Below are 16,370 nucleotides of genomic sequence, written 5' to 3'. Positions count from 1 at the left end.
TCATGAGTGTGTCCAACAATTTAGCTTTGTGGTTGCAGGCTTGTCATTGCAATGGGGTTAATTTATCCCTCAAAGAGCTGATGTATTATAGAGCGAAAGCGGCTCTGCTCAATTTACAGCCCAAAGTCAATATCAAACATAAATTAGCCGGTCAGTACCTCGCACCACACAAAGGCCGAGGCATGGAATTTGCTGAGGTTCGCCATTATCAACAAGGTGATGATATTCGCTCAATTGATTGGCGTGTCACTGCTCGAACAGGTCAAGCCCATACTAAGCTCTATCAAGAAGAAAAAGAGCGCCCTGTGTTTATTTTTACTGACTTCAGTCAATCGATGTTATTTGGTAGCCAGTTTGTTTTGAAGTCCATTCAAGCTGCTCAACTCAGCGCACTGACAGCTTGGTCTGCCATAGGCCGTGGCGATCGCGTCGGCGGTTTGGTGTTTAACCAACAACAACACTTCGAACTAAAACCGGGCAGTCGGCAAAATGCGGTAATGAATCTTTTTCATAATCTCTTAACAAGCCATGAGCAAGCACTTACATTGCCACCACAAGATACAAATAGTGGCTTTAGAGATAACCTAAAGCGTTTAAACCAACTCGCCAAACCCGGCTCGTTGGTTTATTTGATTTCAGACTTTGTTCAGCTAGATGATGAAGTGCTAAAACAATTGCAGTTGCTTGCCCGCCATTGCGAAGTCATTGCCTGTCAAGTTTTTGATCCTTTTGAACTGGATTTAGCGACCAGTGATCACAATGTCAAAGTCAACGCAGGTAGCCAAACTTTCGCTCTGCCATTGGCAGATAAAAAGTTCAAACAACGCTTTACCAAACATGCGAATGAACAACAACATCATCGCCTGAACGCACTGAAAAAAGCAGGTATTCATCCGATCACATTCAGTGCTGCAACCCCTTTAGAACAACAGATTTTAGGAAAAGCATCCTCATGACTGCCTCTCCATTAGATAATCTAGAAGATATTATAGCTCCATCATCAGCTTCTATGTGGCCACTCGCACCTGCGTGGTGGGTCGTCATCGCATTGATAGTAAGTGCCCTCGTGGCTGGTTTTGCCTATTGGCGCTTTGTTTATCAACACAACCATGCAAAAAGAGCAGCTGTAGCACTCGCTAACACGCTCGACTATCAGGGCGCTGAACATTTACAACAACTCAATATGATTTTAAAACGCTTAGCCAGTCATTATTACGGAGCCAAAGCAGCTTCACACCACTCACAAGATTGGTGTCATTTTTTGCAGACTACAAGTCGCATAACCATTAACCACGAGCAACTGACGCTTATTTATCATCCATCGGTCAACCCCGAACACTATACGCAACTAAAACAACAATTACTCCAAGCTATTAAGCGCTTTAATACCCGAGGTGCGGACCATGTTTGAGTTTACTTGGCCATGGGCTTTTCTAGCGTTGCCCCTACCATTTTTATTACGTTTTCTTGCCAAAGCAAAACTGCAAGATGTGACACTACGTATACCCAGCTTTAATGCAAATCCTCTACTAAGCAGCACCAGCAGCCACCAACGCGCGCGTCCCCACTCATTAATAATGTGGTTATTTTGGTTGTGTTTATGCCTTGGCGCCGCCAACCCTAAATGGCTTGGTGAACCTATCAGCTTGCCAAATGAAGGACGGGATATCATGTTAGCCGTCGATTTATCAGGCTCTATGACCGAGCGAGATATGGCCTATCAAGGGCGATATGTTGATCGCCTATCGATGGTTAAAGCGGTACTCAAAAATTTTATTGAACAGCGTCAAGGCGACCGTCTCGGCCTGATTTTATTTGGAGATACCGCTTTTTTGCAAACCCCACTAACCCGAGATTTAAACACCGTGAGCCAAATGCTCGATGAAGCGCAAATTGGTTTAGTCGGGCGCGCAACAGCCATCGGTGATGCGCTGGGTCTTGCCGTAAAGCGGTTTTCACAAAAACAAGACAGCAATCGTATTTTGGTGCTTTTAACCGATGGTGAAAATACTGCCGGTAATTTAGCCCCTGAAGAAGCCCTGTTACTCGCCCGTGAAGAAGGAATTAAAGTCTATACCATCGGGGTCGGCTCTGATGGGAATAGCCGCTTTAGCATGTTTGGTATGAATACAGGCTCAGCACTGGATGAAGGCCTGTTAAAAACTATCGCAGAGGACACCGGCGGTCTGTATTTTCGCGCCCGTGATGTAGCCAGTTTGCAAGAAATCTACCAAGAGCTTGATAAATTGGAACCCATCGCAACCGACACTCAGACATTTCGCCCACAAACAGCCTTATTCTTTTATCCATTACTGGTTGCATTGGTACTCTTGACCTTTGCTAATGTGAGACCCTATCTTCGCTTACCAAAAAAGGAGGTGTTCTAATGGACTTTGAATTTATCCGCCCACAGTTACTGTGGCTTTTATTCCTTCTCATCCCATTAGCGGCCATCATCTACTTTCGTCAACATAAAGTGAATCGTCAGCAACCTTTAATTGCCTCACATTTGGCGCAGTTTGTCTTGACCTCTGGCGCAAAACAGCAACGTCAATCACCTTGGCTTTCTTTGTTATTCGTAACCCTCGCTATTATCGCGGCTGCAGGGCCAAGCTGGGAAAAACAAGCTGTGCCTGTATATCAAGCTAAGCAAGCCCGAGTATTAGTAATGGATATGTCATTGTCTATGTTCAGTGCCGATATCAAGCCAAATAGGCTCAGCCAAGCGCGATTTAAAGCCCTTGATATGGTTGAACTATTTAAAGAAGGTGAAACCGCTCTTGTCGCCTATGCAGAAAATGCATTTACGGTCTCACCGCTGACCACTGATGCACACACATTAGCTAATTTGATCCCAAGTTTAAGTCCTGAAATTATGCCAGGAAAAGGCTCAAATGTAATGGCAGGACTGACCGCAGCCAGCGAGTTACTCACCCAAGCGGGTTATTTAAATGGTGATATTATCCTCGTGACTGACGGTATTGATAGCGATGATTTATCGTCAGTCCAAGAGTTTGCTCAAGGCACTGGTTACACACTCAATATTTATGCGGTCGCGACAGAGCAAGGTGCCCCGATTGAATTACCCGAGGGTGGATTTTTAAAAGACCGCTATGGTCAAATCGTCGTACCAAAAGCCCAATTTACCTCAATGCGTGGTATTACCAAACGAAGCGGCGGCCGCTTTTCTGCCTATACAGCCAGTAATGCTGATATAACAGTGTTTACGCAAGCCGATGAAAATGCCGAAATTGGCGAAACCGAGCAACAACATACACTTTCTAGACTCGATGGGGGTGTGTATTTAATGCTCTTACTCATTCCATTAGCATTTTTATTAATCAAACAAAACCAGTTGTTAATTGGCTTATGTGTGTTTTTAATTTTGCCCACTGAGCAAGCCAATGCTGTTGAATGGTCATCTTTATGGAAAAACACTGATCAACGTGCTCTTGATGCGTATCAGCAAGGTGACTTTGAACAAGCACAAAACACCTCCAACTCTCATCTTAAAGGCGCGGCCTTATACCAGCAAGGCCAGTATGAAGAAGCTTTAGCGCATTTTAGTCAAGATGAATCTGCTACAGGCTTATTTAACCAAGGTAATGCCTTAGCTAAACTTGGAAAACTACCTGAAGCAATTGAAAAATATGAGCAATCATTAGTGCAAGACCCTAACTTTTCAGCCGCTCAGAAAAATAAAGAAATTATCGAAGAGTTATCGCAACAGCAACAAGATAATCAACCTGAGCAACAAAACCAAAATAATCAGCAACAAGACTCTGACCAACAGCAACAATCAGATCAACAGTCTGATCCAAATCAGCAGCAGTCCGAGCAACAAAACTCAGAGCAGCCCGATTCAGACGCTTCTCCAGATAAAAAACAAGGACAGCAAGGCGAGTCCGAGCAGCAAAAAAGTAGCAATACTGACCAACAAAATAAGCCTGAAATGTCTGCCGAGCCTCAGCAACAAAAACAACAATCCGCAGCTGAAGAACAGAGCCGTTCGGACTCGAAACCAGAAGAACAGCAAGCTGTAGCGCCAAGCGAGCCACAAACAGCCCAAGAAGGTGATGAACACACTCAGCAAACGGCCGTTTCCGCTGAGCCATTAACCGATGAAGAACGTGAAAAAGCTCAACAATTAAATCAGTTACTTAGAAAAGTACCGGATGATCCTGCGATCTTATTACGCAACAAAATGCGACTTGAATATCAAAATCGTGGCCGTAACACTAGCCCACAAGGAGTTAAAAAATCATGGTAATGCGTTGTATTTTATTACTGATTATTATCTGTAGCCCCAGAGTTTTTGCACTAACAAAACTCGATGCATCGGTGAATAAAAACCCAGTATTGCAAGGTGAGTATTTTGTATTAACTATTCAAGCTGACGATAACGTGCAAGCTGCACAACCTGACACTTCGGTATTATTGAAAGACTTTGTCGTCGGCCCGACGAGTGTCAGTAGTCACACCAGTATTATTAATGGCAGTATCTCGAAAAAAACAACCTGGCAAGTGGAGCTAATGTCACGCAAAAGTGGCCAATTTGCCATTCCCGCCTTTGAAATTAACGGCGTTCAATCACAGCCTTATACTTTAACGGTCGTCAAACAAGATCTCGACCAACAAAGCAATGATATCTTCATTAAAACGAGCATGACACCTGACAATCTCTACGTACAACAAGCCGGAGTTTACAATGTAAAATTGTATTTAGCGAAAGAGCTCAGAGACGGTCAACTCAGTGCTCCAATTATGGATAATGCACAAATTTCACAGCTCGGTAAGCAAATTGAAAGTACAGAGATTATCAATGGTAAGCGCTATTTAGTGGTCAGTCGTGACTACTTAGTGCAACCCCAAAAAAGTGGTGACTTTACCATTAGCGCCCCATCATTTAATGGTCGAATACAAGAGAATTACCGTGCGATTGCCGCCTCTGCCGTTGCAGAAGACACTCTGTTAACGGTTAAATCTATACCAGCTAATTATCAAGGGGATTGGTTACCAAGTGAAATGGTGTCATTACATGAACAATGGCAACCTGAAGAGGATCAGGTTGAAGTCGGCACGCCTTTGACACGAACCATTACCTTAACAGCATTAGGGATCACCAAAGAGCAGCTCCCTGAAATCAAACTCACTGAAATTGCAGGGATCCGCGCTTACCCCGACCAAGCTGAAAACAATCACAATGTACGCGATGGACGAGTTATTTCCCAACGCGTTGAGTCAATCGCTTTATTACCGCAAAAACCAGGCACTTACCAACTTCCTGAAGTTAAAATTCCGTGGTTCAATACAGTGGTCAACCGCATTGAATATGCGACACTACCTGCTCGGACTTTAACTGTTGTCGCTGCAAATAATTCAGCCAACAGCTCTGCACCTACTGTACCACCAGTACCGCTTACACAGCCAAGCCAAAAAAATAATGCAGTCAGCGCTGACATTCCTTCGCTCCACTGGGGGTTAATGGCCAGTGGCTATGTGCTGTGGTTGATTACATTACTTATTTGGTGGTCACAACGCACCCAACGTCCACAAGTGGCTAAACAAAATAAGGCGGCTCACTTACAGCCTGACGATAAAGAGTTGGTCGCACAATTAACACGCGCCTCGGCGTCAAACGATAATCATGCCTTTTATCAGCACACACTCGCGCTAGCGAAGTTGCGGTGTCATAACCCATCAGCTTCATTAGATGACTTAATTGCTCTCTATGATGATCTAGCATTGGCTACCCAACTAAACCAATTACAAGCAAGCTTATACGGCACTCAAAAAACAAATGTGGCGCTCACTTCGATATTAAATATCTTAAAATCGCCCCCTGAAGTCCAAGGTTCTGCCACTTCTGTACTCAAACCTTTGTACTAACTCGCCTTTCATATCTTGCACTAAGCTTGGCTTGCGCCTCGCTTGGTGCAATACTTAGCCCTATCAGAGCAAAAAGAAAAAAATCCCCTATGTTTGGAAAGAAAAATTCTGATCGTCAGGTCTTAATTGATATGGCACATAAACACAAACGATACGAAGCACTCGTGCAGGTTTATCATAAAGAACTTTACCGATTTGCTTATTGGCTATGCCAAGATCACAGTGTGGCCGATGATTTGGTACAAGAAACGTTTTTACGCGCATGGAAGTCTTTGGATGCCTTGCTTGATCAAAAAGCGGCGAAGTCGTGGTTACTCACTATTTTGCGACGTGAAAATGCACGTCGATTTGAGCGAAAACAATTTGATTATTCAGACGTCGAACAAGATAGCTTAGTCGATGAGCGCAGCTTCACCCTTGAGCAAAATATGGAGCAAACCATGATGCAACGCCAAATTATGGCTTTGCCAGAAGAGTATCGTGAGCCACTACTGCTACAAATAGTGATGGGTTGCTCAGGTGATGAAATTTCGACCATATTAGATTTGAACAAAAATACTGTGATGACGCGTCTATTTAGAGCTCGAAATCAGCTCAAAGACGCGCTGTCAACTTCAACACACCACCATAGAGGGGTTAAGTAACAATGGATGAATTAGAATTTCGCCGCCGCCTTTATGCGGATCCCAGCGAAGTCAGCGCTGAACTGAAACAGTTTGCCCAAAGCGATGATGAGCGACAACAGTTCTTAACTGATATTCAGCAACTTGACACACAAATACATGAGGCGCTCAATATTGAAGTGCCTGAAAACTTAGCGGATAAGATTTTACTTAACCAACGTTTTAGCGAACATAAACAACACAAACGCCGTGGACGAGTTCATTTAGCGATAGCGGCTTCTATTGCGTTTGCCTTTGGTATTATTTTTAATCTTTATAATCCCGCAGCACCACTTAATTTAGAGCAACATGCTTTAGAACATGTCTATCATGAATTAGCTTCACTCTCCAATACCAAACAACAGTTTGCAATTGAGCAAGTGAATGCCAAGCTCGCTTCGTTTGGTGGTCAATTAACGGATGTTCCGGGCGATGTAAACTATTTAACTTTCTGTAATTTTAAAGGCCAAAAAAGCTTACATATGGTACTCAATACACGAAGTGGTCCTGTTACTTTATTTATTGTACCTGCGAATAATCAGCGTGAATCATATTCACAATTTGCCGATCAGCGCTTTAATGGCACAATTTACCAATCCACCTCAGCAACTGTCATTCTGTTGGGTGAAAATAATACCGAATTGATGCCTTTGCAAAATCAAATCAAAGACAACTTAGTTTGGCAAATTTGATGCGTGCGCCGTTCAACTTAGTGAGTGAACGGCGTTAAAATTTACATTAAATTTAATCGTTTTTTAATCCTATTTAACTTTTTAAAAACAATGAGATATTTACAACACTTCTCATTGACTTCACTTTTTGAGCCCCTACAATCCTCTTTGAATTTATCACTTTATATAGGCTCAAACATGAAAAAGTTCTGTGTCATCTTTACGCTGTTTGCTGTGCTGTTCACCGCATCATTTGATGTCGATGCACGCAAAAAATTTGGCTCTAAGTCCAAAGGCAAAACTCAACAAACCTCGCAACAAAAACAACAAGCAGATCAACCCAACAACACAACTCAAACGCCAGCGAATGCAGCTAAAAGCTCCAATAAGAAAGGCATTATGGGGGGGATTCTCGGAGGGTTGCTGATGGGCGGCTTAATTGCTGCAATGCTAGGTGGCGACTTTGAAGGTCTACAGATTATGGATATGTTAATGATGGCACTACTCGCCTTCATTATTTTCAAAGTCATTAAAGCCGTGATGGCAAAAAACGCCATTAATAGAACCGTGACAGCAGGGGGTCCAACAATCAATCCAACTGAGCCTGCTCAGTACCGAAACTCAACCTCTTCAGCAAGTAATGGGTTTAACACAGCTGAAAACGACGTTCCTTTTAACTTACCTGCTAACTTTGACCTGAATGGATTTTTACAAGGCGCGCGCGATCATTACCATACATTACAAAAAGCATGGAATGAAAATGATTTGTCTACGATCGAAGAATATGTCAGTCCAGCACTTTTTGCTGAGCTAAAAGCTGAGCGTGCAGACGTAGCCGACGTTGCCACTGAAGTTATGTTCATTGATGCTGAATTGGCTCGAGCAGATAGTTCACCCATTAAATGGGAAATAAGTGTTCGTTTTAAAGGCAAGTACCGAGATTTAGCTGACAAACAAGAAGAAGCGATTCTTGAAATCTGGCATCTAGAGCGTGATATGCGTCAAGCGAATGCGCCTTGGCTGATTGTTGGTATCGAAGATCAAGCCGCTTAATAGCTGAACAGTAAAAAGCCTGCAGTTGCAGGCTTTTTTATTGATTGTTATTGATGATGAGTGAGCATCGCATCAAATTGTTCTTCAACCACAGGATCGTTTATCGTAGTCAGTTTACTTACAACCACAATCGCAATTGACGATAAGATAAAGCCAGGCACAATTTCGTACATCCACGCACTCAGAGTTTGTCCATCAATAGACAAAGGTGCATAAATCCAAATTAATACAGTCGAAGCACCCACTAGCATACCTGCCAATGCACCCCATGCCGTCATTTTTCGCCAATACAAACTTAATATAACTAAAGGACCAAATGCAGCACCAAATCCAGCCCATGCGTTACTTACAAGACTTAAAATAGAGCTCTCACGATCATAAGCTAATCCTATCGCTACCAGTGCCACTATCACTACTGAAATACGCCCCACGGTGACTTGCTCTTTATCTGATGCTTTATCATTTAAGAATATTTTATAAAAATCTTCTGTTAATGAACTTGATGTCACCAATAACTGTGATGAAATCGTGCTCATAATCGCAGCCAGTATTGCAGCCAGTAAAAAGCCGGCAATTAATGGATGAAACAATAATTGAGATAAAACAATAAAGATGGTTTCAGGATCATTCAATGTCATACCTGTTTTTGCTACATAGGCAATACCTACAAAACCAGTCCCCACAGCGCCAATGATCGATACAGTCATCCAGCCCATACCAATATTTCTCGCTGTAGGAATATCTTTCACTGAACGAATTGCCATAAATCGAACTATAATATGTGGCTGACCAAAATAACCTAACCCCCACGCCATTGCAGAGACAATACCAACGAAAGTTGTACCACTAACCAAATTAAGTAATTCAGGATTAATTGTCTGTACTGTATTGATAATTTCAGTAGTCCCACCCACTTCAGAAATGGCGACTATCGGTACTAAAATCAAAGCTAAAAACATAATACAGCCCTGGACAAAATCTGTCAGACTGACCGCTAAAAACCCACCAAACAGGGTATAAATAACCACCACACCAGCGGTTACATATAAGCCAACCTCGTAGCTTAGGCCAAATGAAGATTCAAAAAGCTTGCCCCCTGCAACAACACCCGACGAAGTATAAAGCGTAAAAAACACAATAATGACTAATGAAGAGACTAAACGCAGCATATGAGAACGATCCGCAAAGCGGTTTTCAAAGAAATCGGGCAGCGTAATTGAATCATTCGCTACCTCAGTAAAGGTACGTAACCGAGGTGCAACGACGAGATAATTTAATAAAGCACCAATCACTAAACCAACAGCAATCCATGTACTACTCAAGCCGCTAATGTACATTGCGCCAGGTAACCCCATTAACATCCAGCCACTCATGTCTGAGGCTCCAGCTGATAAAGCGGTCACACTCGGGCTCAACCCTCGACCACCGAGCATATAACCAGAAACATCACTGGTAGACTTGCGGTACGCATAAAAGCCGATACCTAACATCACGGCAAAATATATCGCTAAAGAAATGAATGTGCCTATCGCCACTCTAACCCCCTAAATGTTGTTATTGTTATTTCACTAACACTCAATTCAAACTTGGCTCAAACTCTGGGTGAAAAGATCACCATAATTTAAGACTAAAAAGGTACACAGATTGAATCACAGACACTAATATAACATGAGAGCCAAAAAAATGACTGGAAGTGAGCAATAACCCCCCAAAAGAATGAGGTTAAATAAAATAGTTAATGAAAAATGCCTGCGCATATTTTATATTACCTATTCTAAATAAGAATAAACCAATAGGAAAAAGGTCCACAGCTTATGTATTTTTATGCAGCTAGACAGCCAATACTCGATAAAGAAAAAAATTTATATGCATATGAATTACTGTTTCGAGATGGTCTAGACAATGTTTTTCCTGATGTAGATGGTCACGAAGCGACCACCAAACTGATTGCTGGTAGTCAGTTTGAGTTTGGTATTGAAGATTTAACCGCTAATAAACCGGCATTTATCAACTTTACACTCGAAACCCTGCTCAAAGGCTATGCGACTATGTGTGATCCTGAGCAAGTCGTAGTTGAGATTCTCGAAACAGTGCAGCCAGGAAAGCGCCTGCTGGCCATTGTCCAAGATTTAAAAGAAAAGGGTTATACCATCGCCCTTGATGATTACATACATAATCCGGTTTGGCGCCATTTTTATCCCTTTGTTGATATCATCAAAATTGATTTTCAAGTGCTCAATGAGGATGAAATCAAGCAAATTCAAGCCGAGACTAAAGAGTTTCCGCATATTGAGTTCCTAGCGGAAAAAGTTGAAACTCATAAACAATTTGAAACCGCACAAGCACTGGGTTTTACCTACTTTCAAGGTTACTTTTTTTCTAAACCCGAAGTCATCCAAAGTAAATCACTTGCCCCATCTGAAATGACGCTTGCTGAATTACTCTACGAAACATCAAACTCTGAAATTAATCTGAGGAAAATAACCGAGGTCTTTGAGCGAGATGTAAATTTATCCTACAAATTACTTCGCTATTCAAACTCTGCGGCTTTTAAGCGCCGAGCAGAAATCAGTACAATTAAACAAGCTCTTGTTGTGTTAGGTGCCAAAGAGCTCAATAAATTTCTGTCTGTATTGTTTGCTGCGCAAGTCTCATCTAATAAGCCGATTGAGTTAATGAACCTTTCATTAACCCGAGCACGTTTTGCGGAAAAAATAGCCCAGAGCCACGGTCAAATGAAAGATACCGCAATGGCATTCCTAGCAGGCATGCTATCTCTGATTGATGCAATTTTAGATGAAACCATGGAAAATGCCCTTGCTAAGCTGCCTTTATCAAACGAAATTAAAGATGCCTTACTCAAAGATGAAGGCGTGTTAGCCCAGTATCTCCAATTAGTAAAGCATTATGAAAAAGCACAATGGGAGTCAGCCAATACAATCATCGAGCAACTGAATCTCAATTCAAAAGAAGTTCCCGATGCTTACCACGAAGCTGTACAGTGGGCAAACATGCAGCTGGCTGCTATTTCTTAGTAAAATGACCCCCCTAAAAAAGCCGATGAAATATCATCGGCTTTTTTATTATAAGTTTTCGAGGAAATCTTCTTCGTATGTCTCCGGCTCTTTTTCAAGCGGCGGATTACCATCGTGTAATTCATACAACTGACGCTGGAAGTAGATATCTTTCATGAAAATATATGGATCAAGGGATTCATTGAGTAATGACTCTTGTGCAAATAAAGAGGCACGGGCTTCAAGTGCTTTAAAAGCAAAGATAATCAAGCTTTGCGGAGTCGTTAATGCGACTTGTGGCACAATAAAGTTATCAACAATATCCCCCGTAAAATTACGGGCTGTACTCGGGCCCATCGCGGGCAACATCAAATATGCCCCATCACCGACCCCCCAAACACCCAACGTTTGACCAAAATCTTCTTCTTCTAGCTCCAAACCAATCTCAGAGGCAACATCAAATATACCTAAGACCCCTACTGTCGAGTTAATAAGGAACCGAGCAACACTTACGCCCGCATTACTGGGCTTGCCTTGTAAGGCAGCATTTACACCGTCTACAGGTGTCTGTAAATTTTCAATAAAATTAACAATACCGTTTCTCACCGGTTGAGGTGTGATTGTACTGTAACCAACTGCAGCAGGTCGAAGCACATAAGCGTCAAGCACGTCCATGTTAAAATCATAAACTGGGCGGTTGAGAGCTTGAAGTGGATCGCGCTCATCTTGTTTTTCTTCTGGTACTTGCGCGCAGCCAACCAAAGAAAACCAAATTAATAACACTACTGCAGTTTTATACATGCTGTCCCTATTGAATAAGCTGATTAATCGTCAACGAAACCTCTGTTTCGGTGTTTAAGTCAATTACTGTACTTTGACCTTGTAACTCACCAGGCTGTACATCGACCTTATCATCTATCGAAATACGCGCCGTAACAATAACGCGATCAAACTGCGCCAACGTTAATGACGGCATCATCGCATTTGCTTCAGAAAGCAGTACCGTTTTTGATAAGTCAACACGTGCGAGCTTAACGACTGCTAATGGCATTTGGGGTCCTTGAGCTGCTTTTGCAAACACAAATAAAGTAGCCCCCTCAGGAACATTATTAGCTAAATCGTCAGAGATGCTAAGTCTGACCGTTAATTGCCTTGGCTGTAAAGCCATAGTTTGTGAGTTTTTGTTAACAGAGGCTTCTGAGCTCTCATTCAACTGCTGGTTTAACTCTGCGATTCGTTGTTCAATCAACGCATAGCGTGGATCGGCTTTTTCCATACTGCTTAACAACAACTCGAACGCAGCTTTAGCTTCAAGCCAGTCTTTTCTTTCGTAAGCGATTAATGCCAGAAGCGAAATTGCATCCATATTAGTTGGATTTTGTTGCAAAATTTTTGACAATTTTTTCGCTGCTTTGTTAATCGACTCCTCGGAGCCATCAACTAACAACGCTTGACTATACGCAAGCATTACATTTACATTATCAGGATTGATTTTAAGTGATTTTTCGAACGCCTGAGTGGCCATTGTTAAATCATTTAATGACATAGCCACTCGCCCGAGCAACATCCAGGCAACTTGATCATCCCCATTAGTCGACAGCTTTGTTCTTAACCCTAAAGCAAATTGCTGTAACTCGTTAGGCGTCAAGGGATCGCCCGTTTGCATGACGGCTCGCTGACCCAATTCAGGTAATTTATCTATCGCGTCTAACCAGCTTTGCTGCTGCTGATGACTCCCGCTAATACTGTAGAAAATAACCGAAAAGCTCAGCATAAATAACGTGCCTACGCATGCCAATACTAAGTTATTACCTTTAAGGTTAAATTGCTTTTCTGGTGCCAGTTCGTTTAGCAAACGTTTTTTTAGCTCAACGATGGCTTGCTGATACCCTTCATCTGATAAACGATCATCTTGCTGCTCTTGCGCCAATTCAGCAAGTCGCTGATGATAGATATCAATGCGCTCTGCATTCGTTCCTGGATCCACTGAAACTAACGTATCTTTTCGCATAAAAGGTAAGACCACGAAAACACAGCCAAATAAAATTAATATCCCTGCGTATAAGTAGAACTCTGTCATACCTGTTCTCCCTTACGTTGATATTTGTTGATTAGCTCATTGAGTGTGCTTTCATCTTGTTCAGACCAGCTTTGCGCTTGAGAAGCCTTCTTTTGACGAGCAATCACAGCACCAAAACCAAATAAAACAAATAACACTGGCAATACCCATAATACTAATGTCGAAGCAGTGACTGGCGGTTTGTAATGCACAAAATAACCATAACGATCGATCATAAATTCGATGATTTCGTCTTTGCCCTTGCCCTCTTCAACCAAGGCAAGCACTTTTTCACGTAGGTCTTTTGCAACAATCGCATCGGAGTCTGCAATATTTTGATTCTGACATTTAGGGCAACGCAACTCATGGGTTAACTCTGCAAAGATATTTTTTTGCTCAGGACTCGCGAATTGATATTGGTCTTCACTGGCATAAACAAACGAAGTAACGACTAAAGAAATTAAAACAAATAAATACTTCATGGTGCTAACTCTGCAATAACCGGAGCAAATTTCGCTCGCCAAACTCGACTATTAATATCACCAGTGTGATGTAATAAAATAGTCCCTTTACTGTCAACTAAGAAAGTTTCAGGAGCGCCAGAGACGCCTAAATCTAACAACACAGTTCGATTGAGGTCGAGCATATTGAATGCGTATGGATTGCCCGCTCGATTGAGCATGTCGGCCACTTCCATTTGCAATTCAGGCAGGCTAAATTGGTCGCCAAAATCAGCATCATAACCTTGCTCAAAATATAAGCCGACAATCTTTATACCTTGATTTCTTAATTCAGTTAAGTAGCCCAATTCAGCCACACATGTCGGGCACCAGGTTCCCCACACATTCAACAGATAGACTTCACCCAATAAGTCGGTATTTCGCCATTGCTTTTCAGGGTGCATTAAATCAGGTAATACAAACTCAGGCATAGTTTGACCGATACGTCCACTTTGCAACACTCGAGGATCAGAGAAAAGCCCTTTAAACAAGAAGACACTGAGCAATAAAAAAATCGCTAACGGTGTTAAAAACAATAGCTTACGATTCATGCCATCACTCCTTTACTATCATCACTTGTTTGAATGACCTGACGCCGACGATAACGCTTATCGAATAAAATCAAAAAGCCTCCGAGTGCAATGATAATCCCACCTAGCCACATCCAACGCACAAATGGCTTATGATAAATCCGTAAAGACCACGCACCATTATCAAATTGCTCGCCTAAAGCAAGGTATAAATCACGGGTAAAGCCATCATCAATAGCGGCTTCAGTCATAAATTGCTTTCCAATGGTATATAGGCGTTTTTCTGCATACAGCTCGACAACAAATTGGTTCTCTTTAAGCACAGTGACCACACCAGCATGACCTGTAAAGTTTTTACCTGTGATCGATTTAACACCGTCAAAGCGGTAATCATATTCATTGAGGCTTGCTATATCACCTGGGTTCATTTTGACCGAGCGGTCAACTGAGTAAGCTGACGTTAATGCCACTCCAGCTATTACAAACGCAAAACCAATATGGCCCAAAATCATTGCCCAGTAACTTAATCCTAACTTTTTCAATCCTAATGAAATCGATGCTGACTCAGCGACCTTTAACCCGATATCGACCATAGAAGTCACCACAATCCAGACAGCAAGCATCACTGCGACTAATGTTATAACTTTGACTTCATCATAACTCGAAAACAACCAAGCCGAAGAAACGATCACGCTTATTAACCCCGACAATGCATATTTATTAAAAACCAGTTTAAGTTTATTTTGCTTCCACCGAAGCATAGGACCCAGTGCCAACAGGCTAGCGAAAGGCACTAATAAAATTGAGAACATTTGATTAAAGAAAGGCGTACCAATCGATATTGAGCCTAACCCTAACTCTTTGTGTACCAGTGGTAAGAGAGTACCCAGCAGCACAATCAGTGTCGCAACGACTAAAAAGATATTATTGAGCCAAAGCGCTACTTCGCGAGAAAACAGCTGATAACGCCCTTCACTTCGTACTTCAGCCACACGCAGCGCGTAAAGTAATAAACTCCCTCCGACCACGACGAGTAAGAAAGCCAAAATAAAGCTTCCTCGAGCCGGATCAGTGGCAAAGGCATGCACTGACACAATAATGCCTGAGCGCACAATAAACGTACCGAGTAAACTTAATGAGAATGCCGCAATCGCTAATAGGACAGTCCACGATTTAAACACACCACGTTTCTCTGTAGCAGATAACGAGTGGATCAGCGCGGTTGCAACCAGCCATGGCATCAAAGACGCATTTTCAACTGGATCCCAAAACCACCAGCCACCCCAGCCTAATTCGGCATATGCCCACCAACTACCGATGGTGATCCCTAAGGTTAAAAAAGCCCACGCAGCCATCGTCCATGGGCGAGACCATTTAGCCCAGGTGTTATCAAGCTTGCCTGTTAATAAAGCGGCAATAGCAAAAGAAAAAGAAACCGATAAACCCACATAACCCATATAAAGCAAAGGAGGATGGATAATCATACCGGGATCTTGTAACAATGGGTTAAGGTCGCGTCCTTCTACAGGAAAGTAAGGTAATAGCGATTCAAATGGACTCGATAATAGTAGTGTGTAGGACATAAAGCCTACACCTAAAAACCCCAAAACACCTAAAACACGTGCACGCAATAACCAAGGCAGTGATTTTGACAACATTGCCACCAGCACAGTCCACAGGGCTTGAATAAGGACCCAAACGAGCATCGCCCCTTCATGGTTACCCCATGTCGATGTTATTTTATAATACCAAGGCAATACGGAGCTTGAATTATTCGCAACATACGCCACAGTGAAATCATCATGTAGGCTGGTATAAACCAGTGCTAAATAGGAAAGAAGTACAAAAACAAACTGGCCCATCGCTAAAGCTGGCGCAGCTCGCATTAGGCGCAAGTTACCAGTATGTGCCCCCCATAAAGGATAAATGCATAATAGAATGCATAATGCCATTGCAATCGTGAGTGATAGAAAACCTAACTCTGGGATCATA

Annotated in this window: 15 protein-coding genes; 9 read left to right on the top strand and 6 right to left on the bottom strand. The window is 42.4% G+C overall.

Annotated features, from left to right (window positions below; translation table 11 throughout):
- Positions 1-2 precede the first annotated feature (2 nt).
- The 8 genes from AC3KVK_RS05120 to AC3KVK_RS05085 all read left to right on the top strand — a co-directional run bounded on the left by AC3KVK_RS05120 (position 3) and on the right by AC3KVK_RS05085 (position 8,275).
- On the top strand, positions 3-956 hold the full coding sequence (locus AC3KVK_RS05120; protein WP_490312598.1) for a DUF58 domain-containing protein: 954 nt from the start codon (positions 3-5) through the stop codon (positions 954-956).
- Positions 953-1,411, top strand: coding sequence for a DUF4381 domain-containing protein (locus AC3KVK_RS05115; protein ID WP_490312599.1), 459 nt, complete (start codon positions 953-955; stop codon positions 1,409-1,411). Before AC3KVK_RS05120 ends, AC3KVK_RS05115 begins: the two co-directional genes overlap by 4 nt.
- On the top strand, positions 1,404-2,387 hold the full coding sequence (locus AC3KVK_RS05110) for a vWA domain-containing protein (RefSeq protein ID WP_490312600.1): 984 nt from the start codon (positions 1,404-1,406) through the stop codon (positions 2,385-2,387). The genes AC3KVK_RS05115 and AC3KVK_RS05110 overlap by 8 nt, the downstream gene beginning before the upstream one ends.
- Entirely contained in the window at positions 2,387-4,270 is a 1,884-nt protein-coding gene (locus tag AC3KVK_RS05105; RefSeq protein ID WP_490312601.1) for a vWA domain-containing protein, read from the top strand. Before AC3KVK_RS05110 ends, AC3KVK_RS05105 begins: the two co-directional genes overlap by 1 nt.
- A complete protein-coding gene (locus AC3KVK_RS05100; RefSeq protein ID WP_490312602.1) occupies positions 4,264-5,889 on the top strand; it encodes a BatD family protein in 1,626 nt (541 codons plus the stop codon). The genes AC3KVK_RS05105 and AC3KVK_RS05100 overlap by 7 nt, the downstream gene beginning before the upstream one ends.
- 89 nt (positions 5,890-5,978) lie before the next feature.
- Entirely contained in the window at positions 5,979-6,533 is a 555-nt protein-coding gene (locus AC3KVK_RS05095; RefSeq protein WP_490312603.1) for a sigma-70 family RNA polymerase sigma factor, read from the top strand.
- A gap of 2 nt (positions 6,534-6,535) precedes the next feature.
- Complete coding sequence (locus tag AC3KVK_RS05090; RefSeq protein WP_490312604.1) at positions 6,536-7,243, top strand: DUF3379 family protein; 708 nt, start codon at positions 6,536-6,538, stop codon at positions 7,241-7,243.
- Between the two features lie 177 nt (positions 7,244-7,420).
- Positions 7,421-8,275, top strand: a complete 855-nt coding sequence (locus AC3KVK_RS05085; RefSeq protein WP_490312605.1) for a Tim44 domain-containing protein — start codon at positions 7,421-7,423, stop codon at positions 8,273-8,275.
- A 47-nt stretch (positions 8,276-8,322) separates the two neighbouring features.
- On the opposite strand, the gene putP is transcribed toward AC3KVK_RS05085, so the two are convergent.
- Positions 8,323-9,810, bottom strand: a complete 1,488-nt coding sequence (gene putP, locus AC3KVK_RS05080; protein ID WP_490312606.1) for a sodium/proline symporter PutP — start codon at positions 9,808-9,810, stop codon at positions 8,323-8,325.
- A gap of 279 nt (positions 9,811-10,089) precedes the next feature.
- On the opposite strand from putP, the gene AC3KVK_RS05075 reads away from it, so the two are divergent.
- Positions 10,090-11,310, top strand: a complete 1,221-nt coding sequence (locus tag AC3KVK_RS05075; protein WP_490312607.1) for an EAL and HDOD domain-containing protein — start codon at positions 10,090-10,092, stop codon at positions 11,308-11,310.
- A gap of 48 nt (positions 11,311-11,358) precedes the next feature.
- Here the strand turns inward: AC3KVK_RS05075 and AC3KVK_RS05070 are convergent, their stop codons facing one another.
- From AC3KVK_RS05070 to AC3KVK_RS05050, 5 genes are read right to left on the bottom strand one after another with little or no spacing between them, the layout of a single operon-like run.
- Complete coding sequence (locus AC3KVK_RS05070; protein WP_490312608.1) at positions 11,359-12,090, bottom strand: MlaA family lipoprotein; 732 nt, start codon at positions 12,088-12,090, stop codon at positions 11,359-11,361.
- 7 nt (positions 12,091-12,097) lie between these two features.
- Positions 12,098-13,369 (bottom strand): c-type cytochrome biogenesis protein CcmI, encoded by a 1,272-nt coding sequence (gene ccmI, locus AC3KVK_RS05065; protein WP_490312609.1) that lies wholly within the window; start codon positions 13,367-13,369, stop codon positions 12,098-12,100.
- A complete protein-coding gene (locus AC3KVK_RS05060; RefSeq protein ID WP_490312610.1) occupies positions 13,366-13,830 on the bottom strand; it encodes a cytochrome c-type biogenesis protein in 465 nt (154 codons plus the stop codon). The genes ccmI and AC3KVK_RS05060 overlap by 4 nt, the downstream gene beginning before the upstream one ends.
- Complete coding sequence (locus AC3KVK_RS05055; RefSeq protein ID WP_490312611.1) at positions 13,827-14,399, bottom strand: redoxin family protein; 573 nt, start codon at positions 14,397-14,399, stop codon at positions 13,827-13,829. The genes AC3KVK_RS05060 and AC3KVK_RS05055 overlap by 4 nt, the downstream gene beginning before the upstream one ends.
- Positions 14,396-16,369 carry a heme lyase CcmF/NrfE family subunit gene (locus tag AC3KVK_RS05050; protein ID WP_490312612.1) on the bottom strand — a complete coding sequence of 658 codons (1,974 nt, stop codon included), beginning with the start codon at positions 16,367-16,369 and terminating at the stop codon, positions 14,396-14,398. Before AC3KVK_RS05050 ends, AC3KVK_RS05055 begins: the two co-directional genes overlap by 4 nt.
- Position 16,370 lies beyond the last annotated feature (1 nt).

This window comes from Pseudoalteromonas sp. J2K-J979 (genome assembly GCF_058169715.2).
The sequence above is the reverse complement of the archived record's forward strand: the minus strand, read 5'-3'. Positions and strand labels throughout refer to the sequence as shown.